The organism is Pseudoalteromonas sp. L23 (genome assembly GCF_021728455.1).
Taxonomy (GTDB): Bacteria; Pseudomonadota; Gammaproteobacteria; order Enterobacterales; family Alteromonadaceae; genus Pseudoalteromonas.
This window is the reverse complement of sequence record NZ_JAKKCW010000004.1, coordinates 1-14,356: the sequence shown is the minus strand read 5'-3', so window position 1 is coordinate 14,356 and position 14,356 is coordinate 1. Positions and strand designations below refer to the sequence as shown.

The 14,356-nt window shown below is 42.6% G+C and carries 13 protein-coding genes; 5 read left to right on the top strand and 8 right to left on the bottom strand.

What is annotated here, in order from left to right:
• Positions 1–134 precede the first annotated feature (134 nt).
• Positions 135–503 (bottom strand): YacL family protein, encoded by a 369-nt coding sequence (locus L3V43_RS08785; protein WP_095728903.1) that lies wholly within the window; start codon positions 501–503, stop codon positions 135–137.
• Positions 504–565: 62 nt separating this feature from the next.
• Between L3V43_RS08785 and L3V43_RS08780 the strand changes: the two genes are divergently transcribed.
• A complete protein-coding gene (locus tag L3V43_RS08780) occupies positions 566–1,510 on the top strand; it encodes an AEC family transporter (RefSeq protein ID WP_237116403.1) in 945 nt (314 codons plus the stop codon).
• Between the two features lie 3 nt (positions 1,511–1,513).
• On the opposite strand, the gene L3V43_RS08775 is transcribed toward L3V43_RS08780, so the two are convergent.
• Positions 1,514–1,741 carry a hypothetical protein gene (locus L3V43_RS08775; RefSeq protein ID WP_010376621.1) on the bottom strand — a complete coding sequence of 76 codons (228 nt, stop codon included), beginning with the start codon at positions 1,739–1,741 and terminating at the stop codon, positions 1,514–1,516.
• 220 nt (positions 1,742–1,961) lie between these two features.
• On the opposite strand from L3V43_RS08775, the gene L3V43_RS08770 reads away from it, so the two are divergent.
• Complete coding sequence (locus L3V43_RS08770) at positions 1,962–3,275, top strand: TIGR00366 family protein (RefSeq protein WP_237116402.1); 1,314 nt, start codon at positions 1,962–1,964, stop codon at positions 3,273–3,275.
• A 30-nt stretch (positions 3,276–3,305) separates the two neighbouring features.
• On the opposite strand, the gene L3V43_RS08765 is transcribed toward L3V43_RS08770, so the two are convergent.
• The gene (locus L3V43_RS08765) at positions 3,306–4,316 is read right to left on the bottom strand and encodes a site-2 protease family protein (RefSeq protein ID WP_237116401.1); all 1,011 of its coding nucleotides are present in this window, start codon (positions 4,314–4,316) and stop codon (positions 3,306–3,308) included.
• A 210-nt stretch (positions 4,317–4,526) separates the two neighbouring features.
• Between L3V43_RS08765 and L3V43_RS08760 the strand changes: the two genes are divergently transcribed.
• A complete protein-coding gene (locus tag L3V43_RS08760; protein WP_102055961.1) occupies positions 4,527–5,735 on the top strand; it encodes an EAL domain-containing response regulator in 1,209 nt (402 codons plus the stop codon).
• Here the strand turns inward: L3V43_RS08760 and L3V43_RS08755 are convergent.
• The gene (locus L3V43_RS08755; RefSeq protein WP_199539671.1) at positions 5,719–6,846 is read right to left on the bottom strand and encodes a hemolysin family protein; all 1,128 of its coding nucleotides are present in this window, start codon (positions 6,844–6,846) and stop codon (positions 5,719–5,721) included. The two genes, L3V43_RS08760 and L3V43_RS08755, sit on opposite strands and share 17 nt — an antisense overlap.
• Positions 6,847–7,012: 166 nt before the next feature.
• Here L3V43_RS08755 and L3V43_RS08750 point away from each other — a divergent pair, with 166 nt between their 5' ends.
• Positions 7,013–9,466: a prolyl oligopeptidase family serine peptidase gene (locus tag L3V43_RS08750; protein ID WP_237116400.1), complete on the top strand. Its 2,454-nt coding sequence runs from the start codon at positions 7,013–7,015 to the stop codon at positions 9,464–9,466.
• Between the two features lie 225 nt (positions 9,467–9,691).
• Positions 9,692–10,387, top strand: a complete 696-nt coding sequence (locus tag L3V43_RS08745; protein ID WP_010605961.1) for a response regulator transcription factor — start codon at positions 9,692–9,694, stop codon at positions 10,385–10,387.
• 43 nt (positions 10,388–10,430) lie between these two features.
• Here L3V43_RS08745 and L3V43_RS08740 read toward each other — a convergent pair whose 3' ends face one another.
• The 4 genes from L3V43_RS08740 to L3V43_RS08725 all read right to left on the bottom strand — a co-directional run bounded on the left by L3V43_RS08740 (position 10,431) and on the right by L3V43_RS08725 (position 14,049).
• Positions 10,431–11,951, bottom strand: a complete 1,521-nt coding sequence (locus tag L3V43_RS08740) for a YifB family Mg chelatase-like AAA ATPase (protein ID WP_010605962.1) — start codon at positions 11,949–11,951, stop codon at positions 10,431–10,433.
• Positions 11,952–11,968: 17 nt separating this feature from the next.
• A complete protein-coding gene (locus tag L3V43_RS08735) occupies positions 11,969–12,583 on the bottom strand; it encodes a trimeric intracellular cation channel family protein (RefSeq protein ID WP_235366710.1) in 615 nt (204 codons plus the stop codon).
• Positions 12,584–13,017: 434 nt separating this feature from the next.
• Positions 13,018–13,737, bottom strand: a complete 720-nt coding sequence (locus L3V43_RS08730; protein ID WP_237116399.1) for an IS110 family transposase — start codon at positions 13,735–13,737, stop codon at positions 13,018–13,020.
• Positions 13,738–13,746: 9 nt separating this feature from the next.
• Entirely contained in the window at positions 13,747–14,049 is a 303-nt protein-coding gene (locus L3V43_RS08725; RefSeq protein WP_237116398.1) for a hypothetical protein, read from the bottom strand.
• Positions 14,050–14,356: the final 307 nt, after the last annotated feature.

Genomic DNA, 14,356 nt, shown 5'->3' with positions numbered 1-14,356 from the left:
CTGCTCTCGCTAAGGTACCTACATCCTGTAGGCAAGGCGAATTTACGCACCAATAGCTGGCTATTAGAAGTGAATTCAACGCAGTTAGCGCTAAAACTGGCTGCTAGAAAGGCATTAATTATCCGCAGCTCAGGTTATTTAGCTTTGGTAAATTCAGCCCACTCTACCAGCATGGGTAAAAAGTCTTCATAGCCACACACCGCCATCATACCCGATTCATCTAAAGCCAGTGCGTCTTCTTGATATTGTGCTATGTCATCACTTTCATGAAACAAAGCGTGGCTTTCAAATAATGCTTCTTGCGGCGTGAACGTGGCGCGGATCTCTTTTCCAGCCAACACAAGCTCTTCTTTTTGATTTGGCAGGTTTTCAAGCTGTGTCAGCAGACTGACAATATGCTCATGTGCTAGCTCTTCGCTCAGCCACCGACCTATCAACGCGTGCTCGTCATTTAAGCGAGCTCGAAACCCAGAAAGTGGGTCACGAATAAACTGATATTCCATCTTTACTTCTTAACTAAATCACCTTCTTTTATTATACCTAAGTGGCGTCCGCTAAGCATTCATTGATAGAATTACCTTTTAACCACTCGATTGTTGGTCAACGCATGTCGCCTGTTGAGATCTTATTTCCTCTCATCTTTATCGTTATTTCTGGTTTTTTGAGTACAAAGATTGGCTTTATCGCCATCAATCAGCTTGATGGCTTGCGTACTTTTATCTTTAATTTATGTATTCCTGTGCTGTTATTTAGCAGTATGGTGCAAGCAGATCTGGAAAGCCTCGCGACGGGCTCCTTGTTATTATCCTTTTATCTCCCAGTCGCTCTGACTTATGCAGGCTTATACCTATTTCTCTTTAAAGCGCAACATCGCTCGAAAGCAGACAGTGCAGCATTAGCATTAAGTGGCACCTACTCTAATACCGTGTTAGTCGGATTACCGATAATCTTAATGGCACTCGGTGAGCAAGCCGCTGCCATGGTATTTATGATTATTACATTCCACAGTGCGATGCTGTTTTTTATGACTTTTTTACTGGCAGCAAGACACAAAAATAAGGTAGATATTGTGAAACCCCTGCTGTTAAACCCAATAGTGATAAGTATTACGAGTGGTTTGATATTAAACGTTGTTGGGTTAAAGCTACCAAGCTTAATACTTGAAAGCTTTAGTTGGTTGGCAAAACCCGCCATTCCAGGGGCGCTATTTATTCTGGGTGCGAGCTTGGTACAGTATGGCGTGCGAGGAAAGTTACAGGGTGCAATATGGCTAAGTGCAGTAAAACTGATACTACTACCGGGATTGGTTTATCTCTTTGCCACTTATTTAGGATTGGCAACTCAACAAGTTCAGGTGGTGACTTTAATGAGTGCCTCTCCGCTGGGAGTTAATGCCTATCTTGTTGCTAGACAGCTCGACAGCCAACAAGCAACGCTTGCGGCTACCGTTGTGCTGTCTACTGTGCTGAGTATGATCAGCCTGACTGGGTGGTTATACTTTTTGGTATAACCGTTAATACCTAGGCGGCGTATACTTAGCAGCATCAATAATAGCCCACAAATGGAAAACGGCTGCAATCACAGGTGGAACCAATAAAAACCACAGTGCATACCCACCTACAACAACAATTGCGAAGATTAAAGCCGCCAATATACGACCTTGAACCAACTGACCAAGGCCAGGGAAAAAGACGTTACAAATCGCTGCAATTACATTACCACCAGAACCTTGTCCAGACATAGTTACCTCTCTTAGTTACTTAAAGTCTTTCTTTTTAATATATCAGATTTCATGCCAACCCTAACACTTTGATTTTAAAGGAAACCAATGAAACTCATTATTTTCTGTTCACTATAAGTTAGCCTAAACCACTAACTTTTAGCTTAAAGTTTAGCTATATTATGATGCGTAACTCAATCACTTTGATTTACATAAAATAATAATGAAAACAGGATGTCTTATGCTTGGCAAGTTTACCACCCCGCTAACAAAATTAGTCGACAAGTATCTACCCGATCCATTTGTGATTGTACTTTTACTCACTTTTTTGGTGATGATGCTCGCTACATTGTTTACTCCAGCAACGCCTGTCATGGTGCTTGAGGCATGGGGTAATGGCTTTTGGAAGCTGCTTACTTTTGCGATGCAAATGTTGTTAGTTTTATTATGTGGTCACATGCTTGCTGTTACCCCTCCAATAGCGAAAGCGCTAGACCGTATCGCAGGCTTAGCTAAAACTCCCTCTCAAGCAATTATACTCACCACCTTTGTTGCGATGAGCGCCAGCTGGATAAATTGGGGGTTTGGCTTAGTAGTCGGGGCTTTGTTCGCAAAGGCCATCGCTCGAAAAGTGAAAGTTGATTATCGCCTGTTAGTGGCTAGTGCTTACTCTGGTTTTGTTGTTTGGCACGCAGGCCTATCAGGCTCAGTCCCCCTGACTATCGCAACTCCGGGGCACTTTAGTGAAAAGAGCATAGGTATTGTTACCACTTCAGAGACAATCTTTGCACCATTTAACCTACTCATCGTACTCAGTATTTTTATCGTTTTACCACTTATAAATAAACTAATGCTTCCCAAAGATGATGACGCAGTTATTGTTGATAAAGAAAAGCTCATTGAACAAAGTAATGATATCAGTACCCACAATACTCCGGCTGCAAAATTAGAAAATGCCTCATGGCTTGGTATGTTAGGAGGAGCAATCGGTCTTAGCTACTTGGGCTTTTACTTTATTTTTAATGCAGGCACATTGACATTGAATATCGTCATAGCCCTGTTTTTGTTCTTAGCCATGCTGCTACACAAAACCCCTGCAAATATTCTCAATAGCCTACAACAAGCAATTCAAGGTGGTGCCGGTATCGTGATCCAGTTTCCTTTTTATGCTGGGATCATGGCTATGATGGTCGAAACAGGACTAGCACAACAAATATCTCAAGGATTTGTTTCTATTAGCAGTCAATGGACATTACCGCTGTGGAGCTTTTTAAGTGCAGGCCTTGTAAATATATTTGTGCCTTCAGGCGGCGGTCAGTGGGCGGTACAAGCACCAATTATCATTCCCGCAGCAGAAGCGCTTAATGCAGACATAGCCAGAGTCGCGATGGCCGTTGCATGGGGTGATGCTTGGACTAACCTGATCCAGCCATTTTGGGCACTCCCGGTACTTGCAATTGCAGGCCTTAAAGCCAAAGATATTATGGGGTTTTGCCTAGTACAATTGCTGGTAACGGGTGTAATTATCGCAACTTTATTGTTGCTGCCCCTGTAAGAAGGTGCGTAATGCACCTTCTTACACAGATTAACTTGATAAAATTTTCATTGGTAAGCTTAGGATTGGATTCTCTGAATCAGCAAAATGCATCATTACCGCAACATGACCTGTAATAACAACTATATACATAATGGCGCTGACCACTTGCCCATATCGGTCAAGGGGTAATAAGTGACTATAATTACGGCCACGCCACTCAATCAGGATTTCAAAACTACCAATCAAAATGAATATTACCAGTAGGATTAAGCCAAAGGTGTAACTTATCCAAAGGCCGAATAATACTCCTGCCATACACGCCAATAACCCCACCCAAGAGCGCATTGAAAAGCTTATGCTTTTTAGAACATGTCCACCATCTAACGGCAAAATGGGTAGTAAATTGAATAAGTTCAACAGTGCACTTAATACTGCAACACCTGCAAAGATTTCCATCTCTGTCACGTAATACAACACCACTCCAAGGATTGAGGTTATCAAACCAAATGCCGGTCCCATCAACGAAATAACTACATCTTGCCAGCGGGTCGTGATCTTATCGTCACTTACAGCCAGACCACCAACGAAAGGGATCAAATAGATACCTTTTGTTTTAATCCCAAAATAGCGCATAGCCCGAACGTGACCATATTCATGAACAACTAAGCAAGCCACAAGCATAAGCGCAAACTGCCAAGAAAATAGCCATGCGTATCCTGCCACGGATGCACCAGCCAAGGCAGCTTTAACCACCTTTGCACTTTTAAATAACTTTAAGCCCAATGCTGCCAAACCAAATAAGCTGCGTTTTTCTTTAGGTGTTTCAGTGCTCACTTCGAGCCACTGAAGCTCAGCTCCATTTACTGCAATACCAAGTAATCCCTGAGGTAACTGCTCTGTATTTACCGCCAGTGCTTGTCCATCAATGGTCGCGAAAATGCCATTATGTTGCTCTTCAAAGGTAATGGCTTGCTGCTCAACAAAAAGCTGTACTACTTGTTGTTGGTTAAAAAAGATAGATACCGCTTTGTCCGCTAGCGAAAGCTCGACTCTATTCATATTCAGATCCAAAGGTCATTTGAGGCATTATCGCTAAAAGCGTCCGCTTCATAAAGTGCTGCCGAAACCTGAATTAGAAAAATGCAGGTAAAGTGTCATTATTGCGCTTCAAATTGAGTAAAAATCACCTTTTAAAGCGTTTTGAGATTTGAGCACTTTAAATTATTTGTACTAGACTTTAAGGAGGTAAGGTATACGAAGGAATTGTTAATGTCATTAGCAAAACATCGGATAATGGTAGTAGATGATTCACCCGCGATCCTCGTCGTAATGCAAGCTATTATGACTGAGCTTGGCATTGAGCATGTCACAACCTGCTCAAGTGCGGTGAATGCTGTAGAAAAAATACGGCAGACTCCTCATCAATTTGACGCCATTTTTACAGATCTCAATATGCCCGAAATGGATGGTATGGAGTTTATTCGCCAACTAGGAGAGCTTAGGTTTTCTGGCGGCATTATTATTATTTCCGAAATGGACGAGAAGATTATTGACCTGGCAACCAATCTTGCCAGACAGTCCAATGCACACCTTATCGGCAATATTTCTAAGCCCGTACAATTGGTTGATGTCGAGCGTATGCTCAAAAAAATGGAGACATATACCACGGTTAAACGTAGCCGCATTGAAAAGGTGACCGAAAGCGATCTTTTGCATGCCATTAGTCACAATGAAATTACGCCTTACTATCAGCCAAAGGTTCACCGTGGTGACAAAAAGATAAAAAGTGTCGAAGTGCTTGCCCGTATTGTGTCTAAAAATACTGAGCAAGTTATTTTACCGGACCATTTCATTGGCGTGGCCGAAGATACAGATCTAATCAATATCATTACTTTCCAGCTTTTTGAAAAGGCAACGGATGAGTTTAAAGCAATCAAATCTGAACTCAATTATCCAATTAAAATGGCCTTTAATTTATCACCTGTGCAATTAAATGATTTAAGCTGCCCAGATAAATTGGCACTTATTTTAGAAATAAACCGTTTAAAGCCTAGTGATATCATTTTAGAAATTACTGAAAACCAACCAATGAATCAGTCTATCCAATTGGAGACAATGAACCGTTTACGGATCCGAGGGTTTGATATTTCGTTAGACGACTTTGGTACTGGGTTTACCAATATTCAGCAGTTAAAGTCTTTGCCGTTTACCGAGATCAAAATCGACCGCTCTTTGATAACCCATGTGGAATCCGATCGCTTTTCACAGGTACTTATCGACAGCTTAATCGACATCGCACAAAATCAACAATTAGACATAGTGGCTGAAGGTATAGAGCGGATTGAAGAGCTACAATACCTTGACCGCTACAAGCATAGCCTATTAATGCAGGGTTTTTTAATCAGCAAACCCAAACCACTAACAGACCTAGTAGGGTGGATACACTCTTGGCAGCGCATGATTAATTCGAACCCTTAACCTCTGGAGAGGATGTTTCCTCTCCGTGGCTTTGCGTTTCAGACACTTCTTCAGCTTCGTCGCTGTCTTCAATCAAATTATCATGATTATCTACTCGCTCTCGCCACTTTTGCTTAGCAGCAGCTTGCATATTGGTGGTTTGCTCTCGCTCATCAACAATATCCATTCCCATTAATGATTCAAGCAAATCTTCTAATGTCACTATGCCTTGTACATCGCCATATTCATCAATGACAAGCGCAATGTGTAGACGCTTTGCCAGTAACGCTTTGAATAACTCTGGCGCAGCTAGTGTTTCCGGTACGGTATAAAGAGGGCGAGATAGCTTACCAATTTTATATTCTTCTCCAAGCCTATGATAAGCAAGCATAATATCATTCTTGTGTACAAAGCCGATGATGTCATCTGTGTTTTTATCGAATACCAACACTCGAGAAAAAGCAACCGAACCATGCTCAGACAAATACTCGTGCACTGTCATATCTTTATGCACCTTAAATAACACCGTTCTTGGTGTCATGATGCTTTCTAGTTTGGCATGACGAAAACGTAATAAACTACGAATGGTTTCAGTCTCGTCCTGATGCAGTGCACCAGCTTCAGAGCCTATTTCCGCCATCGCTTCGATTTCTTGACGAATATAGTGAGCCTCATCTTCTTTACGGCCTATCACTTTTGTAAGTTGATCCGACATCCACACGAATGGCTTCAATAGTCGAACTAGCCATACCAACACACTGGAAACGATAGGTGTTAATCCGCGCCAATAAGTCGCTCCTAAGGTCTTTGGAATGATTTCCGACAGCACCAAAACTAGTAGCGTCATCACCGCTGACGCAATACCAACAGCTGCATCTGAAAATACCACAGCAGCTTGTGCGCCAACCCCTGCAGCACCGGCGGTATGCGCAACGGTGTTTAACGTTAGAATGGCAGATAAAGGCTGATCAATATTGTCTTTAAGGCGTTGAACTCGCGATGCTAATGCATCATTGTCTTGCTTTAAGATCCCTATATGACTTGGCGTAATACTAAGTAGCACCGCTTCCATCACCGAACAGATAAAAGAGATAGCTATTGCCAAAAACATGTAGGTTAATAATAAAACCAAGTAAATTCTCCTCTTTATTCAACGCTAAGTGTTTGCTTAACTACATACGTTATGTTGCTCATCAACACAGACTATTAAATTTAGGACGTCTATCGCAGCAATACAACCGGTTCAAAATACTATGATATAGTTTTATCATATAATTACCTACAATAGGCGCACATAAATGAAATTACGTACAGCCGTCACTCTACTATTTACGGCAGTCTCAACACAACTTTCAGCAAGCCCATTAGACGAATCAAAAATACAATTTTTGGGTCCCATCGCAGGCGAATCAACAATAAAGCCAGCGGATACAGCTCATCGTGATGCAATTATTGAAAACCTGCTACCATCATTACAACAAGACGCCAAACAGGTAACGCTATTCAATAATGAAAGCAAATGGCAGCCTCTAAACAAAACTACACAATTAACGATACCTGGATTGCAGGCTCTAAAATTTAATTTCACTACTGAACGTTTTGTTTCAGGTAAGCTCAAGCTTGAGGGCATCGAGAAAGCCAAAGTATTTCTAAATGGAGAGCCAGTCTCCGGTGTTAAAGAGGTTCAGCTTGATGTCGTCAAAGGCGATCATCAAATCCTCGTTATCGCTGAGCAGGTAAATGACTGGAATAAGGTTGATCTTAGCTTTGAAGGCGAAGCAGCGCATGACGTTATTACGCTAACAGAAAAACAAACCAAAGCGCTGTCTGCAAAGCAGTTGTTTGATGCCCCAACGGTGAGTGCTATCTCACTTGCACCTAACGGCGAATATTACATTTCGACCGTCCGCCACTACGATGATGAAAAGGGCAATTCAGCAATCACCGAAACTGCTTTATACAATGAAGATGGTGATATGCTTTACAGTTTCGATGGTATGAGTGCAACTAGCTTTGCATGGCGTGATGACAGCAGCAAACTCACTTATTTAAAAGATAATAAAGCTTACATCCTTGATCTAAAAACCTTTAAACGTACTCAAGTTGCTACTAAGCTCAATGGCGCGAATAGTATCGAGTTTTTTGATAATGACACGCTTATTTTTGCTTGGACCAACAGCGGCAAAGAAGAAGGCAAACTGACTAAACATTATCAAGGATTAGAAGATAGATGGTCATATGCCCGGACCCAGTCACAAATCTTCTTACTTGATATCAAAAGTGGGCTACTTAATCCTGTGACCGTTGGCGCACAAAGCCACAGCTTGGCCGACTTTGACGCACAAGCAAACACGGTTTTAGCAACGCGTAATAAGCAAGACTACGCGCAACCTCCTCACATGTTGACAGAGCTAATAGAAATCGATCTATCAAACAATCAGCAAAGTGTTATTGGTCAGTATCGTACGTTTAGCGGCGCGCAATACACTAAAAATGGTATTTATGTAACTGCAGGTCCTGATTTTGCAGAAGGTACGGGGCGCAACTTACCTGAAGGTATGCTCGCGAATAATTATGACGGCCAACTTTATTGGATAGATCGCGAAGGCCACAATGTAAAAGCACTGAGTAAAAACTTTGACCCAGCCATAGGCAGCTTCACCGTACTCAATAATGGCGATGTGGTACTGAAAGCGACTGACCAAGATCGTCAACAGCTTTTCTTCTTCGACGAAAGTAAGTCCACTTTCAAACGCTTAAACACCGGACTGGATGTTGTCGCCAACTATTCTGTGTCGAGTGAACGTAATCCAGAGATCTTATTCACGGGAACTACAGCATCAACTCCACAACAGTTAAAAACCATGTCAACCTCAGATAAGCGAGCTGAAACGCTCTGGGACTCAACAAATATCGCATACCAGAATGCAGAAATTGCCAACCTAGAAGAGTTTAATTTTACTAATACTGAAGGCGTGGAGATTAAAGGCCGCGTGTATCTACCACACGATTTAGACAAAGCTAAAAAATACCCAGCACTCGTTTATTATTACGGCGGCACTTCTCCAGTGACTCGTGGCTTTACAGGGCGTTATCCATTTAACTTATGGGCAGCAAATGGCTATGTTGTTTATGTCTTGCAACCAACAGGTGCGACAGGTTTCGGTCAGAAGTTCTCAGCAGAACACGTCAATGCTTGGGGTGAACACACCGCTAACGATATCATCATGGGTACCAAAGAGTTTGTGAAAGCCTACCCTTTCGTTGATGACAAGCGTTTAGGTAATTTAGGCGCTTCTTACGGCGGCTTCATGACTATGCTGCTGACAACAAAAACTGATTTGTTCTCAGCTTCTATCTCACATGCTGGTATTTCTAATATTACTTCATACTGGGGTCAAGGCTGGTGGGGTTATTTGTATTCTGGCGAGGCCTCAAAAGGAAGTTTCCCCTGGAACAATCCAACGCTTTACTCACAACATAGCCCGGTATTTAATGCAGACAAAGTAACAACACCATTATTGTTAATTCACGGTGACGCGGATACCAATGTGCCGCCAGGTGAAAGTCACAATATGTATACCGCATTGAAGATCCTTGGCCAAGATGTTGAATTGGTCGAATACAAAGGCGCAGATCATCAAATTTTTGCTCGTGACAAGCGCTTCCATTGGTGGAACACCATGCTGGCTTATTTCGACAAGCATTTAAAAGCAGAGCCACAATGGTGGGAACATCTATACGGTAAGTAATCAATGCTAGGCGGCACTCTGTGCCGCCTTTTTGTTTAGCGAAGCAGCAATCAAACACATCATTGTATATAATTTAATAATAAAGCTAGGTTTCCCCTTGATCGAACTAGGTTGTCAGGTTAACGTGCCAGATACAGAGTTGTAAGAATTCGTTTCATGCACTTCCAAGCAGCGATCTCTCAGTGTTATATTTACGACAATTAAACAACAATTAACAGTGAAAACATGAGCATAAAGGTTTTATTAGTTGAAGATGATGAACTCTTAGCAAAGCGGCTGTGTAGTCACTTTGAAAATACCGAGTTCAGTATCACTGTAGACAATACGGGTGCTACTGCGCTTGAGCTTATTCAAGCTCAAACCCAAAACCCATTTGCACTTGCTATTGTTGATGTTGTTTTACCCGCCACTGATGGCCTGCAACTCGCGAAAGAAATTAATACCTTATCAGACCTTGGTGTCATCATGCTTTCTAGTCGAGACTCTCAAGCCGATAGAATCGCAGGTCTTGCGCAAGGTGCTGATGACTACGTCTGTAAGCCTGTTGATACGCTTGAGCTTGAACTGCGTATGCGTGCCTTATACAAACGTTTAGTTGGTAATAAAGACGATGAATCGGAAGAATTTATTGAATATGCAGACTTTAAACTACACCCTGATAACCGCACCTTAATCAATCAACATGGCATTGAGTCTCGACTTACCGAAGCAGAGCATAAAGTGTTGATTTGTCTTATTTCCAATGCTGGAAGGGCAACATCCAGAGAGCGTATTTCAGAAGACATTGGGCAACCTGATTGGAGCCCAAGTGACAGAACGGTTGATGTCTTAGTTGGCCGACTACGCAAAAAACTCGGCGATGAAAAAGAGCAAAAACGCATTGTGACGGTTCGCGGTAAAGGTTATATGTTGTCAGCTTAACCTTTACCAATAATACACTCCCTATCTATTGAAGTGCCGTTAGCTAATACTGTGTTAGCTGACCTAACAACCTCTCCAGCGCGCGATAACTAAGCGCTTCCTTTAAATGTGACAAGCTAATATTAGGTGTAGAGCTCAGATCCGCTATGGTACGCGCAACTTTGATTATTCGATGATATGAACGTGGTGATAGCTTTAGTTTTTCTGCTGCCTTTGCTAGAAATAAACTTTCAGCATCAGCAAGATAGCAGATATGGTTTAGCTCTTTTACACTCAGTTGGTCGTTACATTTTCCCTGACGTGCTAAAGCTGTTTTATAGGCCTGCTCCACCCTAGCTCTTATTATTGCACTAGACTCTCCATCATGCTGTGACTGTAGCTCTTCTGTTTTTAGACGAGGTAATTCTACCTGTAGATCTATTCGGTCTAAAAATGGACCTGAAATCTTAGCCAAATAGCGCAATACTTGATCTGGAGACGCTCTTTTGTCAGTGTAACAACCTGTAGGACTGGGATTTAATGCTGCGATCAGTTGAAAGTTTGCAGGGTAATCAACTTGCCGAGCTGCGCGCGAAATCGTTACCATGCCCGTTTCCATCGGCTCACGTAATGAATCCAGTACCTTCCTATCAAATTCTGGTAACTCGTCCAAAAATAGAACGCCATTATTTGACAATGATATCTCCCCAGGCTTAGGGTTTGACGAGCCTCCAACCAAGGCTACTGCAGAGCAAGTATGATGTGGAGCTCTAAAAGGCCTTGTTTTCCAGTTTGATTGGCTGATGGTTTTTCCCAGTATGGAATAGATAGAAGCCGTTTCTAACGCCTGATTATCCGTCATTAATGGCATTATCGTAGGTAAGCGCTGAGCAAGCATCGATTTTCCAGTACCAGGAGGACCAAGAAATAAAACGTTATGCCCACCTGCCGCGGCTATTTCTAGTACTCGCTTTGCCCCCTCTTGCCCTTTCACCTCAGCCATGTCCAGCAAACTCCCCCTTGAAGCTTGTATATTTAAATCATCTGGGTAAAGTTGATTAAACATAAGTGATTGCTGGCCGCTTAAACCTAACCATGCTGTACGCAAGCAGCCTATAGCAACACGATTGGCATCCGCAGCCAGGCTCGCAACTGCATCGTTACCAATTGGCAAGTAAGCAGTTCGCCCCTCCTTCGCAGCAGCAATTACAGAGGGTAAAATGGCAGTGACCGTCCTAAGCTCACCGTTTAGCGCAAGCTCACCATAAAATTCTTTATCAGTAATAGCATGGCTATCTAACTGTCCTGATGCGACGAGAACACCGAGTGCGATTGCAAAGTCAAAGCGGCCCCCATCTTTTGGTAGGTCTGCTGGTGCTAAGTTTACTGTGATACGCTGTTCTGGAAATAAAAAGCCAGCATTAACAAGTGCACTACGGACGCGTTCTTTGGCTTCTTTAACGGAGGTTTCAGGTAGGCCAACAATACCAAAGGCAGGTAAACCATTGCTAAGGTGCACCTCAACAATTACCTCTGGTGCAGTAATACCAACTTGTGCTCTAGTGAAGACTCTTGCTAAAGACATCCATGTCTCCTGCTTACTTAATATTTATATTTAAATACGTGTAACACCAAGTGGTATCGCATAGCCGCTAATCTTAATAACAAGGTTGCCGCCATGGACAATACCATTACGTATTCTGTTACCATGCCCAATTTAATTGCTTGAGTATAGACTATCCCGCCAAAAATGCAGGTGATCGCGTATAACTCTCCTTTTAAAAGAAGGGGGATTTCGCGAGCCAACACGTCTCTGATGACTCCACCAAAACACCCAGTCAATACGCCCATGATCACAGCTGTAGTATTAGGCATTCCAATACTTAAAGCCTTTTGTACTCCCATTACAGCGAAAAAAGCAAGCCCAATGGCATCAGCAACCTGCAGTACAGTTCTTGGAATATTTTGATGTCGATTTAGCCACCATATACTCACAGCAACAGCAAATAAAATAGCGTAAATATAGCTAGTATCATGAAGCCAAAAAACAGGTTGATCTAAAATCAAGTCTCGTAATGTTCCCCCTCCGATACCAGTTACAGTCGCAAGGACAATCACACCAAAGCCATCCATATGTTTACTATGCGCAATTAAGGTTCCCGAAATTGCAAAAACCATGACGCCCAAGAGATCAAACCAATGATAGAGTTCTGACATTTCGTAATTAGTTGTGAAACAAAAGCAAAATCATAACGAAGATCTCACACAAAAGGTAGTGGGATCGCCGATATTTACAGTTTTCAATGAACTGAGTAAAGTGTCTTTATAAAATATTTAGGATGAATGCCTGCGGATAAACCGCCTTATATGGACTCCTCCAATTGTACAAGCCATTTTTAGCATTATTGGTGTGATTGCGTGCTTATATCCGGGCTCTTGATGAGGTGCTACCTCGGCCTCTTTGATGTATTCGCGCCCTTGTGCCTTCTCTCCCACGCGGTATTTGTATACACCTGCGGTTTAACAGGCTCTCAAGGGTGGGTCTCACCGCTCAATGCTCTATCTTGGCTTGTTCAATACTGGGGGTAATCTCAGTATGCTTTCTGCTTTTACGTTCTATTTATCTTGATTTGTTCTTCTGTTACTCAGTGCTACACCGCTAAGATTTTTGGCTCGTATGTTGAGCCGTTTTTAAGTAAGGCATAGGCTGTTCTAACCGTTTTGTTGGCCAATGCAATGGCAACACATTTCACGCTTTTCTTGGTGAGTAGATTTTTTATCCAGCGTTCTTTCTCTGTGGTCGCTTCTTTATGTTTTAGCCTACTGACTACCGTTCTTGCACCGAGAAACAGGTTTTTCCTTAATGTATTGCCTCGTCTTTTGGGGATATGGCCTATCTTGGCTTTTCCGCCTGATGAGTGCTGTGTCGGTGTTACACCAGCACATGCCGCCGCCCCTCTGGTATTACTAAATTGTGAGGTATTGCCTAAAAAGGATAACAGCTCTATCGCGGTAATTGGGCCAACACCTTCTAATGCCATTAAACGCTGGCAGCTCTCATTTTGCTTGGTTATCGCTTCAACTTGTTTATGTAGCTGTGCTTTAGCGTCGCATTGTGTTTTATATAGGTCATAACTCACCGCGAGTGCTTGTTTTAATGCGATGGGGAGCGCATTTTCAGCATCTTCTAAAATATCTGGAACCGCTTGTGTTAACGCTGCATCGCCTTGATTAATGACAACACCAAACTCTAATAGCAAGCCACGTATTTGATTTGAAAGCTGAGTCTTTTGTTTATCTACTAAGGTTCTCGCTTGGCTCAATGACTGCAACGTTTGCTCTTCAACTGTCATGATTTTACAGGGCTTCACGTTATATGCTTAGCTGGCACTGGCAATGGCGAGAACATCATTTGCATCGGTTTTTTGGCCTTGCCTAAACGCTTTAACAAATTTAGGGGGAAGCAACATGACATCATGCCCCAGCGACAGCGCTTTGCGAGCAATATGCTGGGCGCTACCACAAGCTTCCATCACGACCTTTGACCCCTCGGCTTTTGCAAGCAACTCAAGCATAGGTTCGCGTTTCATTGGCTTATTAAACTTGAGTTTATTGCCTTTCAGCTGCGCCACCTGGAAAATGTTTTTTGCCAAGTCGATAGCAATTAAATTAGACTGTGTCATGTATGGACTCCTTATTTGGTAAAAGTGTTTTGCAATATCTTTATACCGTACTCTCCCGTTAAGGGGGAGGAGTCCATACATCTCCCACCATGTTGCGCTGTGCTGATGCTGTGGGGGAGTGGGAGCGAGTTTACCTCGCGAGGTTTTTAAATCACACATAGCAAAAAACCCGTTGCATCTCTGCAACGGGTTTTGATGTACATGGATGTTCGAATGTCGATGAAGTTCATGGATGAACGCTTTTCATCAACCTCTTATTTGGCCCTGGCTCGCTACGAAGTAGGATGTTCTCATTTTTTAAATAGAG

Bases quoted from the DNA above. Each gene is read 5' to 3' on its own strand.
- L3V43_RS08785 (WP_095728903.1), bottom strand. From the start codon at position 503: ATGGAATATCAGTTTATTCGTGACCCACTTTCTGGGTTTCGAGCTCGC.
- L3V43_RS08775 (WP_010376621.1), bottom strand. From the start codon at position 1,741: ATGTCTGGACAAGGTTCTGGTGGTAATGTAATTGCAGCGATTTGTAAC.
- L3V43_RS08770 (WP_237116402.1), top strand. From the start codon at position 1,962: ATGCTTGGCAAGTTTACCACCCCGCTAACAAAATTAGTCGACAAGTAT.
- L3V43_RS08765 (WP_237116401.1), bottom strand. From the start codon at position 4,316: ATGAATAGAGTCGAGCTTTCGCTAGCGGACAAAGCGGTATCTATCTTT.
- L3V43_RS08760 (WP_102055961.1), top strand. From the start codon at position 4,527: ATGTCATTAGCAAAACATCGGATAATGGTAGTAGATGATTCACCCGCG.
- L3V43_RS08750 (WP_237116400.1), top strand. From the start codon at position 7,013: ATGAAATTACGTACAGCCGTCACTCTACTATTTACGGCAGTCTCAACA.
- L3V43_RS08745 (WP_010605961.1), top strand. From the start codon at position 9,692: ATGAGCATAAAGGTTTTATTAGTTGAAGATGATGAACTCTTAGCAAAG.
- L3V43_RS08740 (WP_010605962.1), bottom strand. From the start codon at position 11,951: ATGTCTTTAGCAAGAGTCTTCACTAGAGCACAAGTTGGTATTACTGCA.
- L3V43_RS08735 (WP_235366710.1), bottom strand. From the start codon at position 12,583: ATGTCAGAACTCTATCATTGGTTTGATCTCTTGGGCGTCATGGTTTTT.
- L3V43_RS08725 (WP_237116398.1), bottom strand. From the start codon at position 14,049: ATGACACAGTCTAATTTAATTGCTATCGACTTGGCAAAAAACATTTTC.